This is a genomic window from Nocardia sp. CY41 (genome assembly GCF_009829325.1).
Lineage (GTDB): Bacteria > Actinomycetota > Actinomycetes > Mycobacteriales > Mycobacteriaceae > Nocardia.
This window is the reverse complement of the sequence record NZ_VUOS01000041.1, coordinates 15,376-35,281: the sequence shown is the minus strand read 5'-3', so window position 1 is coordinate 35,281 and position 19,906 is coordinate 15,376. Positions and strand designations below refer to the sequence as shown.

Below are 19,906 nucleotides of genomic sequence, written 5' to 3'. Positions count from 1 at the left end.
CGGCCCCGGCGTGCCTGGTGCCCGGACCGGCAGTAGCGGTTCGATCACTGTCCACAACTCGTCGTCCACGATCCACGGGGCCGCCACGACGAAACATACTGCACCGCAACGAGAATCACCGCCACTCTACAGAACCTGTTAGGGGCTCTTATCTGGCCTAGCTCGTCGTACGCCGGATCATCGAATCGAGGCTGCTGCCCGAGGGATCGGTACAGCTGTTATGCGGCGGCGTCCACGGCTTGCTCGATCACCTGTCCGGCCAGGATTCCGTGGCGTTCACCGGCTCGGCCGACACTGCGCGCCCATCCGAAGGTCCTGCGGCCTCCGGCGCTTCGCACAGAGCGAGACCGGCGGCCAGATTGCCGGGCACGTAGTCGAACCCGAACGCGGTCAGCAGGCCCACTCCAGCCTTGCGCGCCTCCTCGTCCCGGTCGAACACGCTGCGGATGAACGGGCCTTCCCCCGTGGAGTCGAAGTAGTGCGCACCCGCCGCCACGGCTGCCGCCAAGGCGGGTCCGCCGTAGCGCAGGAACGGCCCGACCGTCGTCACCAGCACGTCGCCCCGGTCCAGCAGGGCGCGCAACGATCCGGGGTCGGTCACGTCGGCGACCGCGATCTCCGCACCGCCGAGGTCGGCAGCCAGCTTCTCGAGCGCGGTCGCGTTCCGAGCGGCCAGCACGGGCGCGGCGCCACGGGCGATCAGGGCTTCGGCGGTCAGGCGGCCGGTGTACCCGATGGCGCCGAACAACACGATCTTCGGCATTGGCAGTCACCTACGTTCTGGTCGATAGCTCTCGTCGCATGGACGACTCGAGTGCATCCTTCCAGGGTCGCGTGTGTCGACTGGATGACCGCGTGGCCGACTCCACGGCGGCCGCGCGCCGCGAGAGCGTCAGCGCGGGCACCCGATCAGCAGGTCACGTCCCCTACCGCCGCCTTGTCGAACGACACGTGAACATGGTCGTAGTGATTGGCGGTCGGGCTCCCGCGGTCTTCCAGAAACGACCAGCCGTGGCCATCGTTGTACCGCTGCCGCCAGATCACGTAGGTCACGCCGAAACGCTGCTGATTGGCGAGTACGAAATCGGCGATCGCGTCGCCGCGCGCGGAATCGGGTGTCATGAGGTCCAGCGCCAAGCCGGCGCCGTGGTCGCCGTCGCTGCGGCCGTTGGCGCCGCCGATGTCGGTGAGGGCGAATGTCTTCTTCAACAGGTTGCCGACCTGTGCCACGTGCGGCCGAGTGCCGGCGAGTTCCGTAGAACAAGACACCGGCGGGGGCGGTGGGGGCGGGTGCTGTACGGCTTCTCTGGCAGATGGTGGTGGTTGCCCGGCAGCAGCCGCGGCCGCGCCCGCGACCGGCTGCGGCACCGCCGGCGCGGTGGTCGTGACCGTGCTCGAAGCGACGGGCGCGGACGGCGGCGAATGGACCGCCGCGGCGTGCTGCGTGACCGGGCCCGGCCGCATCACCGCCCACGCCACGACAGCGACGCCCGCCGCGATGCCGCAGACGGCCAGGAGTACGAGTCTCCGGGCATCGGTTCTTTTGCGGTGTTGACCAGGCATGATGTCGCCTACCGGTTACTGTCGAGAATAGGTCACCGATACATTACGAAATGGTCGCGGAAATGTCACGCCCAGCCGTCCGCGCGTCACACCCATGGCCGATGCCCGCTCGTTCCATGGCGAACAGCAGCGCGGCGGCGACATGCCCGGTGCCCGTGATGACGCGTGGGTGACTCCGAGAATGGCGGCTGTCCGGGTTCACGATGCTGATGGTTCTGCCCGACGACGCGTTCCGAGACCCGACGGAGGGCGGGCTCCCCCCACCCGCCGGCCGCCGCGGACACCGACCCTCCGAGGCCCGGCGAACGGATCCCCTACTTCCCGGCACTGGTCGCCGATCTCGCGCCCACGGGTATTCGGCTACCGAAACCGGCTACAGCCGAACCCGTTCCGGACTCGCGCGGGTTACCGTCCGTACCGGGATGCCGCGGGTGACGGCGGCGATGTGGGACCGGTGGTTCGGCTGACACTCGGTGGAGTCGGCCAGATACAAGCCCGGCCCCTGGACCTGATGCTGCACTGCGGCCGAGAGATGAACCACCTCGCCCAGTTCCTGCTCGAGCTCTACAGCCAGTTCAGTGCTCGAGCCGGGAGTTGCCCGTCCAGCCGAGAACCGACCGGCTCGAGGTCACAGGCTCAGCTCCACATCGCTGATCGGATACGCCACACACGAATGGGTGTAACCGAATTGCGCGTCGGACAGCCGCAGCTTCGCTTCTTCGGCGGTGTGCACCTCACCCTTCAGAATCCGTACCCGGCACAGGCTGCATTCGCCGGATCGGCAGGCGGCCTCGGGGCGAATGCCGTTGTCCTCCAGAGCATCCAGCAGCGGCCGGTTGCGGGGGGTGCGGAAGGACACGCTCCCGGCTGTGACGGTGACCTCCGCCGCGGGATCGACATCGGTGGGCCAGTGCGACTGGACGGTCGGGTCGGTAGGTGCGCCGTTGGCCTCGAAACGAATGCGCTTGCGCGGATGACCGAGCGCCGTGAGCTGCTCGAGGGCGTACGGGTACAACGCCTGTGGACCGCACACGTACACCATCCGGCCGTCGAGCTCGCCCACCAGCCGGGCGATAGTGCCTGCGGTGAGGAAGCCGGTGGCCCCGGTCCAGCCGGTACCGGGTTCGGTGATCACGTGGTCGACGTGGATGCCCGGGTGCGCGGCGGCGATCTCGTTCAGTTCCGGGCCGAAGATGATGTCGGAGGCGTCGCGGGAGCCGTAGACGAGGTGAAACGAGCGGTCCGGACCGCGTTCGGCGATCTCGCGGATCATGCTCATGGCCGGGGCCACGCCGGAGCCGCCCGCGAGGAACACCGCGTCTCTGCCGTGGAACAGCGGGTTGTGGTGGAAGGTGCCCATCGGCCCGGTAGTGATCAGCACCTGACCGATCCGGGCGGCGTCGAGCAGCAGGTTGCTGACGCGCCCGCCACGGACACGGCGGACGGTCAGGTCGTAGCGGGCCAACCGCGCCGGGCTGGAGGAAATGGCGTACGGACGGCTGGTGCCGTCGATGAAGACGTTGATGTACTGGCCCGCCAGGAAAGGCGGCAGCTGTTTCTTGTCGAGGCCTTCGAGTCGGATCGTTTTGGTGGAGACGGTCTCGTCGATGATGTCGGTGACTACCAGCCGGAGGCGTTCGGGATGGTAGGCGTCGATGGTGGCGCGCGTTTCGGCGAGATGGTCGCGGGTGTCGGGGACGCGGGCATCGATCTCCGCGAGGATCTCCGCCGCTCCGTCGAACCGTGTGGCGAGTGGGTGTTTCATGAGTCGTCCTCGGGTCAGGCGGTTTTGGTGCGCAGGAGACGGCGGGCGACCCGCGCGCCGGCCTCCAGGGTGGGCTGGAATCCGCCGATACCGGCCCAGGATCCGGCCAGATGCAGTCCGGGCACGTGGGTTCGGCGTTCGCTGTCGCGGAACAGCCACCCCTCGGTGGCGTCCTGGTCGTAGCCGTAGATCGCCCCGCCCGGGTGTCCGAGGTACCGCATCATGGTCAACGGTGTCGCGACATCGACCTCTTCGATGGCGTCACGAATGCCGGGAGTGATGGTTTCACACAGGTCGAGCAGGGTTTCGGCGTAGGCGAACTTGGTGCGCACGTACTGCGAGGGAGCGACGTTCCTCCAGATGTCGGCGTACTGCAGCGTCATCAGGCTGACATGCGTGGCTCCGGTGGGCGCGAACCCGATCGGCGCGACATCGTAGGAGCTGACGCAGATGCCCCGCGCGGGCTCGAACGATCGCCACGCGTTGTAGGTGCGGTCGTCGTCGGTGTCCCTGTTGACGAACGTGGTGCTGGTGGTGAACCCCAGTTCGGCGGGAGTGGCGTCCAAACCCATGTGCAGCACGAAACCGGACACGCCGATCCGCCTGCCGGCCAGATCATTACGCACCTCGGCCGGCACGTCCACGCCTTCGAGCATGCCGTACGTGCTCGGCAGCGACGCGTTGGACACCACGTCGGGCGCGGTGACCTCCGAACCGTCTTCCAGCCGCACCCCCAGGACCCGCCCGGACTCGGTGAGCACCGCCTCGACGCCCGCGTTGAACCGCACCTCACCACCGGCGGCGAGGAAGGCGTCCAGGATGGCGGTGGACATCGCCTGCGACCCGCCGCGCACATGCCAGGGTTTGAATTCGAAGTAGGCGTACAAGGTCAGCGCCAGATCCTGGAAACGCAGTTTCGACGGCGGCTGTCCGATGTAGGTCCAGTACATGCCCAGCGCGACCTTGAGTCGTTCGTCGTCGAAGAACTCGTCGAGCACGACCTTCAGCGGCCGCAATCCGTACTCGAACAACACCGGGTCGATCTGCTCGACCGGCATCCCGCGCATGGCGGCGATCTGCCAGAAGGTCACCGCCTTCAGCAGGTCGAAGAACTTCGCGACCCGATCGCGATGCCCCGGGAACTCGGCCTCGACAGCGTCGATCGCGCTGTCCCAGTCCGCGGGCAGGGTGAAGTCCAATGCGCCGGGAATCACGGCGCGGTACAGGTCGTGCTCGCGGACGAACTCCAGTTTGTCGGCGATTCCGAGCTGCTGGAACAGACCTTCTCGCAACGAGATCGGCTGCCCCTCGACACCGACGCCCGACAACTGGTGCAACGCGACCTCGAACTCGAAACGCCCGCGGCGGAACGAGGTCGCGCAACCACCCGGTACATTGTGCCGCTCCACAAGCAGGGTGCGCGCGCCCGCGCGTTGCAGCGTCGCGGCGGCGGTCAGGCCGGCATTGCCCGCACCGATGACGATGACGTCGTAGTCGCTCACGCTCCGTGCGCCTCACCCTCGAACTGCGCGGCGGCCTCGGCCTTGATGCGCTCGAACTGTTCACCCATGCGCGCCGCGAGGGCTTGCGCCGCCGACAGGGGGCGCACCATGACCATGAAGTCGTCGATCTTGCCGTGCTCGTCGAAGTGCAGGAAGTCGCAGCCGGTCAGCTGCTTGCCATCGACGGTGGCCTCGAACACGAACGCGTGATCGCGACCGTTCGCGTCGGCGATCTCACGCACATAGCGGAAGTCCTCGAACACGCGGATCACCGCGCGCAGAATGGCCGCGGTGATCGCCTTGCCCGGATACGGCTGGAACGCCACCGGACTGGTGAACACCACCGTGTCGGCCAGCAGCGCCTCGATGGCGGCCCCGTCACGAGCCTCCACGGCTGCCCGAAAGGAATGCATAAACCCACCTCTCATAGTCAACAAATTTAGTATCTCACCATGACGGTATCCATATAACCTGCGCATGTCCAGAAGACATCGATCAACTCATTGAATAATTCATTTCACTGGTAGCCTGGGCAGATGGCGCTACGCAACGCGGTGTTGGCCGCCCTGCTGGAAGGTGAGGCGTCCGGATACGACCTGGCCAAGAGCTTCGACGCCTCGGTGGCCAACTTCTGGATGGCCACGCCCCAGCAGCTGTACAAGGAGCTGGAGCGCATGGCGGCCGACGGCCTGATCACCACCCGGATCGTGGAGCAGGAGCGCAGACCCAACAAGCGCCTGCACGCCATCACCCCTGCCGGGCGGGCAGCGCTGCACGAATTCATCGCAACGCAGGCCAAGCCCACCGCCATCCGCGACGAGATGATGGTGAAGGTGCAGGGCATGGACATCGAGGACGCCCCCACCGTGCGCGCCGCGGTAGCCGACAAACTGGAATGGTCGAAAGCGAAACTGGCCCGCTACGAACGCCTACGGTCCCGACTGCTGGACGGCCGCAGCGAACAGGCGTACCTGGCCGAGGCCGAACGAGTCGGCCCCTACCTCACACTGCTGCGCGGAATCTCCTTCGAACAAGAGAACATTCGCTGGGCCGAGTTCGCACTGACGGTGATCGATCGGCGGATCGCCGCGCGACTGTGACGACTACGACACAGCCCGCTTCAACCCGGAGCCACTACCGACGACGCCGCCCCCACACGAGTCTCCTGCAAACACTCGGCGAGAGCAGGCAGCACGGTCGAGCATCCGGCGTCCAGCGTGAGCGCGGCCACATCGTCACCGCGCGTGCGCCCACGATTGACGATCACGACGGAACACCCCTGCCTCGCTGCCCGGCGCACGAAACGCAGCCCCGACATCACGGTCAGCGACGACCCGGCCACCACCAACGCATCCGCGGCGTCGACGAGTTCGTAGGCCGCGGCGACCCGCTCCTTCGGCACGTTCTCCCCGAAGTAGACGATATCGGGCTTCAGCATGCCTCCACAGCGCGCGCAGTCCACCATCCGGAAACTACCGGTATCCCCGACCACCGCGTCGGCGTCGGGCGCGACCTCCAGTTCATCTGTGCTCACCGCCTCCGCGAAACCCGGATTGGCCGCCTCCAGCCGGTCGGCCAGCGACATCCGCGAAATCAGCGACGCACAACCCAGACAGCGCACCTGCGCATAAGTGCCGTGCAAATCGATCACCCGCCGATGCCCCGCCTTGGTGTGCAACAAGTCCACGTTCTGCGTGATCAACCCGGTGACCACGCCCATCCGCTCCAGCTGCGCCAAGGCGCGATGCCCGGGATTGGGACGAGACCCGTCCATCCGCCGCCAGCCGACGTGGTTGCGCGCCCAATACCGCTGCCGGAACACCGGATCACCGACGAACTGCTGGTAGGTCATCGGATTGCGGGGCGGCGACGAAGGACCGCGGTAGTCCGGGATCCCGCTGTCGGTCGAGATCCCCGCACCGGTCAACGCGACGACCCGACGCCCGTCGAGCAAGCTCACCAGCTGCTCGAACCCGGCGTCCAGCGGCGTCTGCGCGAAGTCCGGCATGCCGTTCAGGGTACGGCGGCCCGCGCGGACAGGCAGGCCTTGCATCAAACCCGGGGGGCCATTCGTCCAGCTCAAACCCGCCGCATCACCGACACGACCTTGCCGAGCACCACCGCCTCGTCGCCATCGATCACCTCGTAGGCCGGGTTGCGCGGCTCCAAGTACACATGACCGTTGCGCCGCCGGTACACCTTCACCGTCGCCTCCCCATCGATCATCGCCGCCACGATCTCACCGGAATGCGCCTCCTGCTGCCGCCGCACCACCACGATGTCGCCGTCACAGATCGCCGCGCCGACCATCGAATCCCCGCGCACCCGCAACCCGAATACCGTGCCCCGCCCGACGAGCTCACGCGGCAACGTCATCACGTCGTCGGCGTGCTCCTCGGCCAGGATCGGAGCGCCCGCCGCGACGTCGCCGACCACCGGCACCGCCACCGAATCCTCCTCGACCTCCCGCCGCGCCGGCGCCTGCAGGAACATCCGCACATCGATCGGACGCGACACCGTCCGGCTGCGCCGCAGAAAACCCCGCTCCTCCAGATTCCGCAAATGCTTCGACACCGACGACGCCGACCGCAAACCCACCGCGTCCCCGATCTCGCGCGTATTCGGCGGATACCCGTGCCGCAGCACCCACTCCCGGATCGTGGCGAGAATCCGCTGCTGCCGCGGCGGCAACGTCGAAGTGTCGAGATGCTCGAACGCGTCGAGCGGGTCGTATCCGGTCACCCGGGAATCGTAGAGGCACCGGCCGACACTACGGACCGGCCACGGCACCGGGCACACCGAACAACGCCTGATCGGGTTCGGGAACCCAGCAGGCGGCAGCGATATCGCGGTTGTAGTTGTCCGCGACGTGCTCGACCAAAGAGCGCAGTCCCGGATGCCGATTGCCCGCCGGCCACAGCAGCGCCAGCGGATAGGCCGGAGTGGGATCGACGATCAACAGACGCCGCACGTTCGGATGCCACGGCGTCTGTCCCCCGTCCCCGGTGAACGTCGTCAACGAGGACGAATCCGCGATACGTTCGACGATGCCCGCTATACCCTCCAGCGGGCCCCTGGTATCGATCGGAATCCCGCTGAACGCGCTCAGATCCCGATAGAAATCGGCCCACTCCGACGGCACCGCCGCCCCGGGCACCCACACCGGCTGCCCCGCGATCTCCCGCAATGCGATCGTCGCCCGGCTCGCGAACGGATGATCCTTGCCCACAAGCAAATACAGTGGCTCCAAATACGCCGGAGCAGCGACGATATCGTCGGGCAACGACACCGGGCCGCCGTGGGCACGGGCCAAGGCCGCGTCGACGAGACCGCTACCCAACGCCTCTCGCGACGTCCTGATCATGTTCGACATGACGATCTCGGTGTGCGAGTGCGGATGACGCGCCAGATAGAACTCCATCAACTCCGTCGCCGCCATACGCTTGCCAAGCACCGCCACCCGCAACGGCCGCACCTGTTCCCGCACCGCCCGCACCGCCGCCTCAGCACCGGCGAGCAGCGACCGCGCGTGCGGCAGCAGCCGAGCACCGGCGCCGGTCGGCACACTCCTGCCCTGCCCACGATCCAGAACTTCGACCCCCAGCTGCGATTCCAGCTTCGCGATGCGCTTCGACACCGCCTGCTGGCTGATCCCCAGCACCGCGGCGGCGTGACCGAACTGCTCCTCCTCCACCACCGCCACGAACGCGCGCAACGCGGCGAGATCCAGATCCACCATCACCCCCTGACTCTCGGCGACCTCACAGCGCTTCCGGGCCCATCCCGTCGGGCGGCCGGGTCACCACCACATCGGGGAGCGGGCCCGCGTAACGCTCGACCTCCACCAGCGTGAGCTGCCCGGCGCACCCCTGACTGAGCGTCGACGAGGGGCGATCGGCGATGAGCACGTTCGGATTGCCGTGACGGCAGAACGTCGGGTCCGCCGGGGCGGGGTCGTACCACGCCCCGGTGGACAGCTGCGCGACACCGGCGCGCACACCCTCGTCGATCACCAGACCGGCCAGACAACTGCCCCGATCGTTGAACACGCGCACGATCTCACCGGCACGCAGGCCGCGCACATCGGCGTCCGAGGGATGCATCCGAATCGGTTCCCGCTCCGAGATCTTCACCGAGCGGCTGTGGGCGCCCACATCGAGCTGACTGTGCAACTTGGTCCGCGGCTGATTCGCCACCAACTGCAACGGAAACCGCTCCGCCGCCGCGCCGCCGAGCCACTCCTCCGGCTCCAACCACACCGGGTGCGGCGGGCAATCGGCGTACCCGAACCCCTCGATGGTCGCGGAGAAAATCTCGATCTTTCCACTGGGTGTGCCGAGCGGATACCGATCGGGATCGGCGCGAAAGTCGGCCGCGAGCACCTGCTCGGGATCCGGCACCGGCAGCTCGAGCACGTCGCCGGACCAGAACGCGTCGAAGTCCGGCAACGAGTGGCCCGCCCGGGACTGCTCGACCCGCCAGCGCTCGTACAGATGCCGCAGCCACTCCGTGGCCGAGCGCCCCTCGGTGAATCCCGCACCCACGCCGAGCCGATCGGCCGTCTCGGCGAAAATCCGATAATCGTCCCACGCCTCGGCGTGCGGGCGGGTCAGCGCCTTCATCGGGAAGAACGAACGATCACCCTCGCCCACGCCGTAGTCGTCGCGCTCGATCGACATCGTGGACGGCAGCACGACATCCCCGTGCCGCGCCGTCGCCGTCCAGAAGGCATCGTGCACGACGACCGTGTCCGGACGCCCGAAGGCCGTACGCAACCGAGCGAGATCTTGATGGTGGTGAAACGGATTGCCGCCGCACCAATACACCAACCGCACATCCGGATACACCAGGTCTTGCCCGTTGTAGCGAAAGGACCGGCCCGGATTCAACAGCATGTCCGCGATCCGCGCGACCGGGATGAACGCCTGTACTCCGTTGCGCCCTTGGGGGAGTCGCGGCGCAGGCACGCGCGCAGGCTCGCCCACACTCGCGGCTGATCCATACCCGTGCCCGAACCCGCCCCCTGGAAGTCCGATCTGCCCCAGCATCGCCGCAAGCGTGACCGCCGCCCACAACGGCTGCTCGCCATGTCGTGCCCGCTGCAGCGACCAACTCACCGTCACCAGCGTGCGCGCGGCAGCCATCTCACGCGCCAGCCCACGGATACGATCGGCCGGAACGCCGGTGATCGCCGCAGCCCACTCCGGATCCTTGACCACTCCGTCCACCGCGCCACGCAGATACTGCGCGAAGCGGTCGTAGCCGACCGTGTACTCGCGCAGGAACTCACCGTCCGCCAACCCTTCCGCGTCCAGCACCTGAGCCAGTGCCAGCATCATCGCCACGTCGGTGCCGGGCAAGGGCGCGATCCACTCGGCCCCGCTCTCCGGCGGCGTATCGTCGCGCAGCGGGCTGATCGACACGAACCGGCACCCACGCGCCCGCGCCGCCGCGATCCAGCCGCGCGCGTTGTGCCGCGAGACCCCGCCCGGCGACACGGCCGCGTTCTTCGGTGACAGACCTCCGAACGCCACCACCAGTTCGGAGTGCTCGGCCAGGACGCTCTTCGCCGTCGCCTGCTGCGTCAACCAGCCGATGTCACCGATGACGTGCGGCAGGAACACCGCCGACGTGCCCAGGCTGTAGCTGTTCACGTGCCGGACGTAGCCGCCGAGACAGTTGAGGAAGCGATGCAGTTGACTCTGCGCGTGATGAAAGCGCCCCGCGCTGGCCCAGCCGTACGAGCCGCCGTACACCGCCTCCGGCCCGTACTGCCGGTACACGCGGCCGAGCTCTCCGGCCAGCAGATCCAACGCACGGTCCCACGAAACCGGAACGAAAGAGTCCGAACCTCGTGCTCCCGGACCCGGGCCGTGCTCCAGCCAGCCTCGGCGAATATACGGCCGATCGATACGGGTCGGATGATGTTGCGCCGAAGCGATATTGTCGATCAGCGGCGTCGGCTCGGGGTCACCACGCCACGGCCGCACCGCCGTGAGCCGTTCCCCATCGCTGTCCGCCTCGAACGCGCCCCAATGAGTCAGATGCGTGGTCACCGTCCCACCGTAACCGCCCCCGTCGTCACCCGGACCACGCTCGCCACAGCGCTCAATCGAGAACGCGGCGCAGCTCGAAGATCCGGAACAACCGCCCGCCGGAGCGTTCGTACTCCATGGCGTAGCCGGGCCAGAACTCGACCGCCAGATCCCAGTACGGCTTTCGCTCCACTCCGGTGATCTCGCGCACCGTGACCACGAATCGCTCGCCCTTGTGTCGGACCGAAGCGGTTTGTGCCGCACGCAGATTCGCCGACCAGGCCGGATGAGCGGGACTGCCCCAATTCGAGCCGAGGACGACGAAGTCCGCACCGCGTGGCACGTACAGCAACGACGTGGTGCGCGGGATTCCGGTCTTCCGTCCCGGGACGGTCACCTCGACGGACGGCAGCCCCGCCAGGTCCAGGACGCCCTTCCGTCCGCCGCTCGCCCGCCGGATCAAGCGTTCGACCCGCAGCACGAGCGGCGCCGTCCGCATCACCCAGCGTTGCTGCGCGAGCCGTCGGGCCAGCGGTGGCAGCGGATTGGAGACCATATACGCATCCTGGCACGGCATACGTCCCCGACCGGATCCGCACGCCGGTACCGAGGGCCATCTCACAGAGGGCTGCTCAGGTGCACCCCTCCCTTCCTTGCTCGGTCTGTAGGTCCTGAGGTTCGAAGGGGTTTCTAGAGCTGACATATATAGATGCGCATATCTACGTAGCGAAATGTTTATGCCAGCACAGCGTTGTTCTCGCTCCATACGCACTTCCATCACGACCCTCATACCCTTCTCCCGGTTCGAACCCTGAGTACAGGAGATTCGTCCCCTCGCTGCCCCCACTCCCCGTCTCCCAGAAAACGGACAAGCGACCAGTTACCCTGTCCCCGTGGTACCCACTCCCCCGGTCCGTGCGCCGAGGTCCACGAGCGCCCGTCACCCGTCTCGGAACAGGAGTTCGATGCGTTCCCACGCCCGCCATGTCTCGGCCGCACTCGCGGCCGTCGCCGCGGTCTTGCTCGCAGGCATCGCTCCGGCCGCCGCCCGGCCCGCGCCACCCGCCGTGGTCACGCCCATGGGCTCGGATTTCCTCTGGGGCGTCGCAGCCTCGGGATATCAATCGGAAGGCCACGCTCCCGACAGCAACTGGTCTCGCTACGTCGCGTCGGGGAAGACGACGGACCCATACCGGGATTCGATCGACTTCTACACGCGCTACCGCTCGGACATCGCCCTGGCGGCCGGCCTCGGCGTGAAGGTGTATCGCATCGGCGTGGAGTGGGCGCGTCTGCAGCCCGAGCCGGGCAGATGGGACCCGGAGGGATTGCAGTTCTACGACAACGTCGTCGCCGCCATCACGGCCGCGGGCATGCGTCCGATGATCACCATCGATCACTGGGTCTATCCGGGGTGGGCGGTCGACCGCGGAGGCTGGAACAACCCGGGCATCGTCGAGGACTGGCTGGCCAACGCGCGCACGGTCGTTGATCGCTATGCCCCGTATCGACCGTTGTGGGTCACGTTCAACGAGCCGACTTTCTACCTGGTGAACGAGCTGCGCAACGGCGGATTGCCGCCCGCTGCCGCGGCCGCGATGCACGACCGGATCGCTCAGGCGCACAACAGCATCTACGACTACATCCACCAGGTCCAGCCGGACGCGATGGTGACCAGCAATGTCGCCTATATCCCGGCCGCCGAGGACGTGGTGAACAAGCCGCTGGTGGACCGGATCGGCACGAAGCTCGATTACATCGGCATCGACTACTACTACGGCCTCTCCTCCGACAGCCTCACCACCACGGGGAATTTCACGGAATTGTGGAAGAACCCGCTGCAGCCGGAAGGAATCTATTACGCGCTGCAGCACTACGCCCGTCAGTTCCCCGGCAAGCCGCTCTACATCGTCGAGAACGGAATGCCCACCGAGAACGGCTTGCCGCGCGCGGACGGCTACAGCCGGGCCGACTCCCTGCGCGACACCGTCTACTGGCTGCAGCGGGCGAAAGCGGACGGCATCAACCTGATCGGCTACAACTACTGGAGTCTCACCGACAACTACGAATGGGGTTCCTACACACCGCGTTTCGGACTGTACACGGTCGACGTCCTGAGCGATCCGACGCTGGCGCGCAAACCCACGGATGCGGTGGCCGCATACACCGACATCACGCGTGCCGGCGGCGTCGCTCCGGACTATCGGCCGACCCGCGCGCCCAAGGATTGCTCCTTCGTCGACGTACCGGCCGGCTGCTCCGACCCGGTCACCGTCCCGCGGTGACACTGGAGTCGTGACCGGTACTCGACCGAGCGGAGGTAGACGATGACCGACGATCCCGTCGCGGTGCTGCGGCGCTGGGCCGATTCGGGCGGCATCTGGCGCGTCGCGGGGCGCAGGTCCGGCTCGGTCACCGTCGCGCTCTACCAGTGCACCGGTGGCGAGGAGGTCGACCGGCTGACCTCCTCCGATCCCGAGTTGCTTCGCTATCTCGGCGAGCGCGCCGGCAGCGAGGACTGAACCGCTCAGCCCGCGCCCGGGTCCACCACCCCAGACCACAACCGCCCCAGCACGTGCGCGACCGGTTCCACGACGGTCACCAGGCCGACGCCTTCCCCCGCGTCGATCGGCGTCACGGCCGGATCGTTCGCGTCCAGCGCGGCGGTGAGCGCGTGCCTGGCCGCCGAATCGGCGGCGAGTTCGTCTTCGCGTCCGGTCCACCGGTCGGTGAATCCGGTACGCAGTACCCGCGCGGGAAATCGCGTGGGCCAAGGCAATTCCATGCCCACGTCGTAGGCGCGGGTGAGCACGGTGTCCGCGCCGCTCGCGGCGAGTAGGGCGCGACGGCCCGCCTCCGGCAGCAGCGATTCCGAGCACGCCGCGAGGCAGGTGCCGAGCCACCCCCCGCTCGCCCCGGCCCGGAGCACGACTGCCAGTTCTCGTGGTGCGCCGATGCCGCCCGCGGCGAGCACCGGGACCGATGCGACGGCCAGCACCTCGTCCAGGAGCGGCAGCAGCGGCGCGTTCACGGCTCCGTGTCCGCCGCCCTGCACGCCGCGTGCGACGAGGACGCCGATGCCCGCGTCTTGCGCACGCCGCGCGTCCGGCCCGCTGTAGACCTGGGTGGCAGGCACGATTCCGGCGTCTGCCACGCGAGCCGCCCAGCCCAGGTCATCGCCGAAGCTCACCGAGATCAGCGCGGGACGGGCCTCGATCGCCGCTTCCAGCAGTCCCGGCTGCCCGGCGACCACCCAATCGACCAGACCGATGCCGAACGGACCGGTCACACCGCGAAGGTGCGGCAATTCCTGCTCGAGCGCCCGCACCGATCCGGCGCTGCCCATCCCGATCATGCCCAGGCCACCGGCCGCGGTCACCGCCGCGGCGAGCCGTCCGCCCGCTACGCCGCCCATCGGGGCGTTGACCAGCGGGATCCGCGCACCGATCCGATTCGCCCACGCGAGCGCGGCGCTGATGCCGGAGCCGGGAGACTGCTGACTGGAGGTCGTCACGCGCTCCATCGCAGCACACGCCGCCGCGGCCGGTCGCGCGCTCCCCCGTTCCGGCGGCGGCTCACGCGCGGTGACCGAGCATGTCCAGCAGCCCGTCCAGCTGCAGTTCGAACAGCTCGTCGCGGTCGGCGAAGGTATCGGCGCCGTACATGTCGAAGACGTCCGCGCTCACCGCCCCGAACAGCCCGACCCAGAACGTCACGCCGCGGACGATCAGCCAGTCGGGCACGCCGAGCTGGAACTCGTCGCGGATGCGCGCGAAACTGCCCGCGAGCGCCGCGGAGATCCGCGGCTCGGCCGCGGGCACCGCGAGTCGGCCGGCTCGGTGGGCCGCGGCGAACAGCGTCAGCATCGTGGCGATCACCCGGGTTCCCGGTGCGACGGTCTCGGTGGCCGGTGCGTCGTAGCCGGGTACCGGCGTGCCGAACAGCAGCCCGTAACGGGCCGTTTCCGCCAGCGCCCATCGCCGCACCGTGCGCCCGAGGATCCGCAGCCCCTCGATCGGATCGTCTCCGCACTCGGCCAGCGCGCCGTCGACCGCGTCGCCGAGGGCGTTGTATCCGTCGACCACGAGCAAGGTCAGCAATTCGTCGCGACTGCGGACATACCGGTAGACGGCCGAGGAGACGACGCCGAGGTCACGCGCGACCGCGCGCAGCGACAGGGCCGCGGCGCCCTCGGTCGCCAAGTGTTCCCGCCCGATCCGGACGATGTCGTTCATGGTCTGGGCCCTGGCGCGGGCTCGGGGTGTCGTCGGCATAGCAGCAACGATGCGCGCTTCAGAGAGCATTGTCAACTAACGTGAGCAACGCTCTGAAACGGGTCGGACAACGGCGGGCAAACCCGAATACCGGAACGATCCGCTGATTCCAGCCGACTTGCGTACCGTTACTTACCCGAGAGTAGTGTTAGCCGAGTCACTGGCGACACGATCGAGGAGTTCCACATGGACCAGCGGACGACGGATTTCGACGTGCTGATCGTCGGTTCCGGGTTCGGCGGCAGCGTCACCGCGCTTCGGCTGGTGGAGAAGGGGTACAAGGTCGGCGTACTGGAGGCGGGCAGGCGCTTCGCCGACGACGAGTTGCCCGAGAACAGCTGGCAGTTGAAGAAGTTCCTCTGGGCGCCCGCGCTCGGCTGCTACGGGATCCAGCGTATCCATCCCCTGCGCAACGTCCTCATCCTCGGCGGCGCCGGCGTCGGCGGCGGTTCGTTGAATTACGCGAACACGCTGTACGTGCCGCCGGAGCCGTTCTTCCGTGATCCGCAGTGGCGCGACATCACCGACTGGCGCGACGAGTTGACCCCCTACTACGAGCGGGCGCAGCAGATGCTCGGCGTGGTACGCAATCCTCACATGACGCCCGCCGACGAGGTCTTCAAGGCCGTCGCCGACGACATGGGCGTGGGCGACACGTTCGTGCAGACGCCCGTCGGCGTGTTCTTCGGCGAGCCTGGCAAAACCGTGCCGGACCCGTACTTCGGCGGCGTCGGCCCGGAGCGAAGCGGATGCGTCGAATGCGGCGACTGCATGGTGGGCTGCAAGTACGGCGCGAAGAACACGCTTGTGAAGAACTACCTCTACCTGGCGGAACAGGCCGGAGCCGAGGTCATTCCGATGACGACGGTCACCGAGCTGCGGCCGCATCCCGACGGCACCTGGGACGTCTCCACCGCCCGCACCGGCGCCTGGCTACGCAAACAGCCCCGCACGCTCACCGCCTCGCACGTCGTGCTCGCCGCGGGCACGCGCGGCACCCAGAAGCTGCTGTTCGCCATGCGCGACAAAGGCGTGCTGCCCGACCTGTCCGATCGCCTCGGCGTGCTGACCCGCACCAACTCGGAATCGATCGTCGGCGCGGCCACCAAAAAAGTGCGTCCCGGCACCGACTTCACCAAAGGCGTCGCGATCACCTCCTCCATCCACCCCACCCCGGACACGCACATCGAGCCGGTCCGCTACGGCAAGGGCTCCAACTCGATGGGCTTACTCCAGACGCTCATGGTCGACGGCGGCGGACGCATCCCGCGCTGGCTGCGTTTCCTCGGCATGGTGCTCCGGCATCCGATGAACCTGCTCAGCTTCCTGAGCACCAAGAACTGGAGCGAACGCACCATCATTTCGCTCGTCATGCAGCACTTGGACAATTCGATCACCACCTACACCAAGCGTGGCCTGTTCGGCCGCAAGCTCACCAGCAAGCAAGGCCACGGCGAGCCCAATCCCACGTGGATCCCGGTGGGCAACGACGTGACCAGGCGCGTCGCGGAGAAGATCGGGGGAATCGCGGGCGGCAGCTGGGGCGAGATCTTCAACATCCCGCTCACGGCCCACTTCCTCGGCGGCGCGGTGATCGGGGCCGACGCCGAGCACGGCGTGATCGACGCCTACCACCGCGTGTACGGCTATCCCACGCTCAGCGTGGTCGACGGCGCGGCGGTCTCGGCCAACCTGGGCGTCAACCCCTCGCTGACGATCACCGCCCAGGCCGAACGGGCGGCGGCGTACTGGCCCAACAAGGGCGAGGTGGACACCCGCCCACCGGTGGGCACCGGATACCGTCGCATCGCTCCGATCGCGCCGGCGAACCCGGCCGTTCCGGCGAGTTCGCCCGCAGCGCTGGTGCTGCCGATCGTGGAGATCAAGGAGACACCTGCCGCCGGATAGGTCCGAGGCAACGATCGACCGGACACCGCGGCGGGGCCCCGCCGCGAAACCTTTGAACCAGCCGCGCAGCAACCTCCGCTGGACTAGCCTTTATCTGGTCTTTTGTCGCTACAAAAGCCAGGAGGCGACCCGTGAGCACACTGCGCCGGGCACTGCTCGCTCCCACAGCCGTGGCGGTGGCCGCGATCCTCGCCATGACCGGATGCGGCGACGGCGACTCGGCCTCCACGGCGACGGGAGCGTCCCCGAGTTCCGCGGCGATGCCCAATCAGGTCGCCGGTGTGCCGATACCGGAGGGCCGGATCGATGATGCCGTGAGCGAACTGGACCAGCTCGCGGACGGCCTGCTCGCCTCCGCTGGCATCCCCGGCATGGCGGTCGCCGTCGTGCACGGCGGAAAGGTCGTCTACAGCAGAGGATTCGGTGTCCGCAACGTCGTCACCCAGGAGAAGGTCGACCCGGATACGGTCTTCCAGCTGGCGTCGCTCTCCAAGCCGATCGGAGCGACGGTCGTCGCCCGCCGGATCGCCGCAGGGGGTGTCGAATGGGACACGCCGGTGCACAGGCTGCTGCCGTCCTTCACACTCGCCGACCCTTACGTCACCGAGCATGTCACGGTGGGCGACCTGTACGCACACCGCTCCGGACTGCCCGATCACGCGGGCGACCTGCTGGAGGACTTGGGCTACGACCGTCAGCAGATCCTCGACCGGCTTCGGCTGCTGCCGCTGGGCGCCTTCCGCGACTCCTACGAGTACACCAATTTCGGGCTGACCGCGGCCGCCGTCGCCGTAGCCACGGCCGCGGGGACCGATTGGGAGACGTTGTCGGCGCAGATGATCTACAGCCCGCTCGGCATGACATCGACCAGCTCGCGGTACGCCGACTTCGCGTCTCGCACGAACCGCGCCGAGGGGCACGTTCTGATCGACGGGAAGTACGAGCCGGCGAACCCGCACCGTCAACCGGACACGCAGTCTCCGGCCGGAGGTGTCAGCTCATCGGTGACCGACATGGCCAAATGGATGACGATGGTGCTCGCCGACGGCTCCGCGGGCGGCTCGGTGCTGGTGCCACCGGAAGATCTCCTGCCCGCCATTTCCCCGCAAGTCGTCTCGGCGCCGCCGAAAACGCCGGACGCACGCGCGGGCTTCTACGGATTCGGTTTCAACGTGAGCGATTCCGCCTCGGGTCGGGTCGTACTGGGGCATTCGGGGGCGTTCGGTCTCGGCGCGGGCACCGCGTTCACCTTGATTCCCTCCGCCGATGTCGGCATCGTGACACTCACCAACGCGGCGCCGATCGGCGTGCCGGAAACACTGAACGCGGAGTTCGCCGACCTGGTCCAGTTCGGCAAGATCCAGCAGGACTGGCGCTCGCTCTATCGCACGGCGTTCGAGCCGCTGGGCGCCCCGTCCGGGGCATTGGCCGGCAAGCAGCCGCCGAGCCACCCGGTTCCCGCGCGGCCGCCCGCGTCGTACACGGGCACCTACGACAACGCCTACTACGGCCCGGCGACGATCAGCGCCACCGACAAGCTCCTCACCCTCACCCTCGGCCCCGACAACATGACATTCCCTCTGAAACACTGGGACGGCGACACTTTCGTCTTCACGCCACCTGGCGAGAACGCCAATCACGGCTCGGTCTCCAAGGCGACCTTCCGCGGCGCCGAACTCACCCTGGAGTACTACGACACCGAGCACCTCGGCGTGTTCACCCGTAGCTGACGGTCGCCGCCACACAGCCGCGATCTCCGGCGCCGGCGGCGGCGCACAGCCGATCGCGGACGCGCCGCCCGTTTCCAGGGGTTTGCCGACGACGGTTGCGGGAAGTCGCTGGATGCAGGAGAGGAGGCAGTGATGACCGAACCGAACGAGACCTATGACCCGCCGCAGGACACGGGCGCGCCCGACTCGACCGAATCCGATCCGGCGGCCCTGAACAGCGCCGAGGATCTCGACGAGGACCGACTGCGTTCCGACCCACTCGAGGCCGGAATGGACCCGCCGGAGCACTGGAGCGGCGTCACCAAGTACGGCGTGACGCCGTGGGAGCAAGCCCATCCTCGACCGATCGGCGACCGGCTCGCCGAGGAGGAGCCCGACGTCGATCCGAACCGAGAGACCGGAGAGGCCGAGAAGCTCGAGGACGATCGCAAGCTCGCGGACATCAGCAGCGACAGCGACGAAGTGCGCACCGCGCACCGCTACGAGGAGCAGATCGGTGTCGCCGCCGACGTCGCGGGCGGTTCGGTAGCCGACGACATCCGGCGACCCGCCCCGCCCGAATAACGGCAGCCGGCGAGCCGATCGGATGCATTCCCACTCGCCACCGCCCGCCCCGTCACCGGTGAACGCCGTCGCCGCATTTCGCGCGATCGCTTCCGGGCGGCGGGCCGGGCGGTGGCGCTCCGATCGCCTACCTCACTCGTCCGGAAGCCAGACCAGACAGAACGTGTGCCCCACCGGGTCGGCGTAGACGCGGAACGCTCCGTCGGTGTCGGCTTGCACGAGTGTCGCGCCCAACGCGAGCGCAGCCGGCTCGGCTTGCTCGATATCGTCCACCAACACGTCGAAATGAACCTGTTGCGACGCCTCGGGATCGGGGAAACGCGGCGGCTTGTACTGGGGCGCTGTCTGAAACGCGATGCGCCTACCCGATGTTTCGACCAGCACCACCCAGTTGTCGTCCTCGTCCTCGAGCAGATCTCCCCCGAGCAACTCCTGGTAGAACCTGGCGAGTTTGCGTGGTTCGGGGCAATCCAGCACGACGCTGCGCAACCGACCGACCCCGTTGTTCGATGCCATAATCCGACCTTCCTGACCTACGCCATTCGTCGTTGCCTACCCGCACCGC

20 protein-coding genes are annotated in these 19,906 nt (G+C 67.9%); 7 read left to right on the top strand and 13 right to left on the bottom strand.

Translation table 11 applies throughout. The annotated features are described in order from the left end of the window. Window positions 1-247: 247 nt before the first annotated feature. Both GVY64_RS33470 and GVY64_RS38955 read right to left on the bottom strand, forming a co-directional pair. Window positions 248-763 carry a saccharopine dehydrogenase NADP-binding domain-containing protein gene (locus GVY64_RS33470; protein WP_159850183.1) on the bottom strand — a complete coding sequence of 172 codons (516 nt, stop codon included), beginning with the start codon at window positions 761-763 and terminating at the stop codon, window positions 248-250. Between the two features lie 146 nt (window positions 764-909). After that, on the bottom strand, window positions 910-1,563 hold the full coding sequence (locus GVY64_RS38955) for a hypothetical protein (protein ID WP_159850181.1): 654 nt from the start codon (window positions 1,561-1,563) through the stop codon (window positions 910-912). A gap of 203 nt (window positions 1,564-1,766) precedes the next feature. Between GVY64_RS38955 and GVY64_RS39250 the strand changes: the two genes are divergently transcribed. Next, window positions 1,767-2,030 carry a DAPG hydrolase family protein gene (locus GVY64_RS39250; RefSeq protein WP_442939666.1) on the top strand — a complete coding sequence of 88 codons (264 nt, stop codon included), beginning with the start codon at window positions 1,767-1,769 and terminating at the stop codon, window positions 2,028-2,030. A gap of 161 nt (window positions 2,031-2,191) precedes the next feature. Here GVY64_RS39250 and GVY64_RS33455 read toward each other — a convergent pair whose 3' ends face one another. The 3 genes from GVY64_RS33455 to GVY64_RS33445 are packed head-to-tail and all read right to left on the bottom strand — an operon-like array spanning window position 2,192 to window position 5,243. Beyond that, window positions 2,192-3,328, bottom strand: coding sequence for a 2Fe-2S iron-sulfur cluster-binding protein (locus tag GVY64_RS33455; protein WP_159850179.1), 1,137 nt, complete (start codon window positions 3,326-3,328; stop codon window positions 2,192-2,194). Between the two features lie 14 nt (window positions 3,329-3,342). Then, window positions 3,343-4,830 (bottom strand): phytoene desaturase family protein, encoded by a 1,488-nt coding sequence (locus GVY64_RS33450; protein WP_159850177.1) that lies wholly within the window; start codon window positions 4,828-4,830, stop codon window positions 3,343-3,345. After that, window positions 4,827-5,243 carry a nuclear transport factor 2 family protein gene (locus GVY64_RS33445; RefSeq protein ID WP_159850175.1) on the bottom strand — a complete coding sequence of 139 codons (417 nt, stop codon included), beginning with the start codon at window positions 5,241-5,243 and terminating at the stop codon, window positions 4,827-4,829. Before GVY64_RS33445 ends, GVY64_RS33450 begins: the two co-directional genes overlap by 4 nt. A 123-nt stretch (window positions 5,244-5,366) precedes the next feature. Here GVY64_RS33445 and GVY64_RS33440 point away from each other — a divergent pair, with 123 nt between their 5' ends. Beyond that, entirely contained in the window at window positions 5,367-5,930 is a 564-nt protein-coding gene (locus GVY64_RS33440; protein ID WP_159850173.1) for a PadR family transcriptional regulator, read from the top strand. A gap of 20 nt (window positions 5,931-5,950) precedes the next feature. On the opposite strand, the gene GVY64_RS33435 is transcribed toward GVY64_RS33440, so the two are convergent. The 5 genes from GVY64_RS33435 to GVY64_RS33415 form a co-directional block, all read right to left on the bottom strand. Next, window positions 5,951-6,838 carry a Sir2 family NAD-dependent protein deacetylase gene (locus GVY64_RS33435; protein WP_159850171.1) on the bottom strand — a complete coding sequence of 296 codons (888 nt, stop codon included), beginning with the start codon at window positions 6,836-6,838 and terminating at the stop codon, window positions 5,951-5,953. 71 nt (window positions 6,839-6,909) lie between these two features. Then, window positions 6,910-7,572: a transcriptional repressor LexA gene (gene lexA, locus GVY64_RS33430; protein ID WP_159850169.1), complete on the bottom strand. Its 663-nt coding sequence runs from the start codon at window positions 7,570-7,572 to the stop codon at window positions 6,910-6,912. 28 nt (window positions 7,573-7,600) lie between these two features. Beyond that, on the bottom strand, window positions 7,601-8,569 hold the full coding sequence (locus GVY64_RS33425) for a LysR family transcriptional regulator (protein WP_159850189.1): 969 nt from the start codon (window positions 8,567-8,569) through the stop codon (window positions 7,601-7,603). A 22-nt stretch (window positions 8,570-8,591) separates the two neighbouring features. After that, on the bottom strand, window positions 8,592-10,886 hold the full coding sequence (locus tag GVY64_RS33420; protein ID WP_159850167.1) for a molybdopterin guanine dinucleotide-containing S/N-oxide reductase: 2,295 nt from the start codon (window positions 10,884-10,886) through the stop codon (window positions 8,592-8,594). 52 nt (window positions 10,887-10,938) lie between these two features. Then, window positions 10,939-11,421 carry a nitroreductase family deazaflavin-dependent oxidoreductase gene (locus tag GVY64_RS33415; RefSeq protein ID WP_159850165.1) on the bottom strand — a complete coding sequence of 161 codons (483 nt, stop codon included), beginning with the start codon at window positions 11,419-11,421 and terminating at the stop codon, window positions 10,939-10,941. Window positions 11,422-11,830: 409 nt separating this feature from the next. On the opposite strand from GVY64_RS33415, the gene GVY64_RS33410 reads away from it, so the two are divergent. After that, window positions 11,831-13,150 (top strand): glycoside hydrolase family 1 protein, encoded by a 1,320-nt coding sequence (locus GVY64_RS33410; protein WP_159850163.1) that lies wholly within the window; start codon window positions 11,831-11,833, stop codon window positions 13,148-13,150. 42 nt (window positions 13,151-13,192) lie between these two features. Continuing rightward, window positions 13,193-13,387, top strand: coding sequence for a hypothetical protein (locus tag GVY64_RS33405; RefSeq protein ID WP_159850161.1), 195 nt, complete (start codon window positions 13,193-13,195; stop codon window positions 13,385-13,387). 5 nt (window positions 13,388-13,392) lie between these two features. Here GVY64_RS33405 and GVY64_RS33400 read toward each other — a convergent pair whose 3' ends face one another. Both GVY64_RS33400 and GVY64_RS33395 read right to left on the bottom strand, forming a co-directional pair. Further along, on the bottom strand, window positions 13,393-14,379 hold the full coding sequence (locus GVY64_RS33400; RefSeq protein WP_442939665.1) for an NAD(P)H-dependent flavin oxidoreductase: 987 nt from the start codon (window positions 14,377-14,379) through the stop codon (window positions 13,393-13,395). 61 nt (window positions 14,380-14,440) lie between these two features. Next, window positions 14,441-15,139, bottom strand: a complete 699-nt coding sequence (locus tag GVY64_RS33395; RefSeq protein ID WP_159850157.1) for a TetR/AcrR family transcriptional regulator — start codon at window positions 15,137-15,139, stop codon at window positions 14,441-14,443. A gap of 186 nt (window positions 15,140-15,325) precedes the next feature. Between GVY64_RS33395 and GVY64_RS33390 the strand changes: the two genes are divergently transcribed. From GVY64_RS33390 to GVY64_RS33380, 3 genes are all read left to right on the top strand, one after another. Beyond that, window positions 15,326-17,047, top strand: coding sequence for a GMC oxidoreductase (locus tag GVY64_RS33390; protein ID WP_159850155.1), 1,722 nt, complete (start codon window positions 15,326-15,328; stop codon window positions 17,045-17,047). Window positions 17,048-17,178: 131 nt separating this feature from the next. Further along, complete coding sequence (locus GVY64_RS33385) at window positions 17,179-18,777, top strand: serine hydrolase (protein ID WP_442939664.1); 1,599 nt, start codon at window positions 17,179-17,181, stop codon at window positions 18,775-18,777. 132 nt (window positions 18,778-18,909) lie between these two features. Continuing rightward, window positions 18,910-19,341: a hypothetical protein gene (locus tag GVY64_RS33380; RefSeq protein WP_159850153.1), complete on the top strand. Its 432-nt coding sequence runs from the start codon at window positions 18,910-18,912 to the stop codon at window positions 19,339-19,341. A 132-nt stretch (window positions 19,342-19,473) separates the two neighbouring features. On the opposite strand, the gene GVY64_RS33375 is transcribed toward GVY64_RS33380, so the two are convergent. Next, window positions 19,474-19,857 carry a VOC family protein gene (locus GVY64_RS33375; protein WP_159850151.1) on the bottom strand — a complete coding sequence of 128 codons (384 nt, stop codon included), beginning with the start codon at window positions 19,855-19,857 and terminating at the stop codon, window positions 19,474-19,476. Window positions 19,858-19,906 lie beyond the last annotated feature (49 nt).

Coding starts and splice junctions, on each gene's coding strand:
- GVY64_RS33470 (WP_159850183.1), bottom strand. CDS start 763: ATGCCGAAGATCGTGTTGTTCGGCGCCATCGGGTACACCGGCCGCCTG.
- GVY64_RS38955 (WP_159850181.1), bottom strand. CDS start 1,563: ATGCCTGGTCAACACCGCAAAAGAACCGATGCCCGGAGACTCGTACTC.
- GVY64_RS39250 (WP_442939666.1), top strand. CDS start 1,767: ATGCTGATGGTTCTGCCCGACGACGCGTTCCGAGACCCGACGGAGGGC.
- GVY64_RS33455 (WP_159850179.1), bottom strand. CDS start 3,328: ATGAAACACCCACTCGCCACACGGTTCGACGGAGCGGCGGAGATCCTC.
- GVY64_RS33445 (WP_159850175.1), bottom strand. CDS start 5,243: ATGCATTCCTTTCGGGCAGCCGTGGAGGCTCGTGACGGGGCCGCCATC.
- GVY64_RS33440 (WP_159850173.1), top strand. CDS start 5,367: ATGGCGCTACGCAACGCGGTGTTGGCCGCCCTGCTGGAAGGTGAGGCG.
- GVY64_RS33435 (WP_159850171.1), bottom strand. CDS start 6,838: ATGCCGGACTTCGCGCAGACGCCGCTGGACGCCGGGTTCGAGCAGCTG.
- GVY64_RS33425 (WP_159850189.1), bottom strand. CDS start 8,569: ATGGTGGATCTGGATCTCGCCGCGTTGCGCGCGTTCGTGGCGGTGGTG.
- GVY64_RS33415 (WP_159850165.1), bottom strand. CDS start 11,421: ATGGTCTCCAATCCGCTGCCACCGCTGGCCCGACGGCTCGCGCAGCAA.
- GVY64_RS33410 (WP_159850163.1), top strand. CDS start 11,831: ATGCGTTCCCACGCCCGCCATGTCTCGGCCGCACTCGCGGCCGTCGCC.
- GVY64_RS33405 (WP_159850161.1), top strand. CDS start 13,193: ATGACCGACGATCCCGTCGCGGTGCTGCGGCGCTGGGCCGATTCGGGC.
- GVY64_RS33395 (WP_159850157.1), bottom strand. CDS start 15,139: ATGCCGACGACACCCCGAGCCCGCGCCAGGGCCCAGACCATGAACGAC.
- GVY64_RS33390 (WP_159850155.1), top strand. CDS start 15,326: ATGGACCAGCGGACGACGGATTTCGACGTGCTGATCGTCGGTTCCGGG.
- GVY64_RS33380 (WP_159850153.1), top strand. CDS start 18,910: ATGACCGAACCGAACGAGACCTATGACCCGCCGCAGGACACGGGCGCG.
- GVY64_RS33375 (WP_159850151.1), bottom strand. CDS start 19,857: ATGGCATCGAACAACGGGGTCGGTCGGTTGCGCAGCGTCGTGCTGGAT.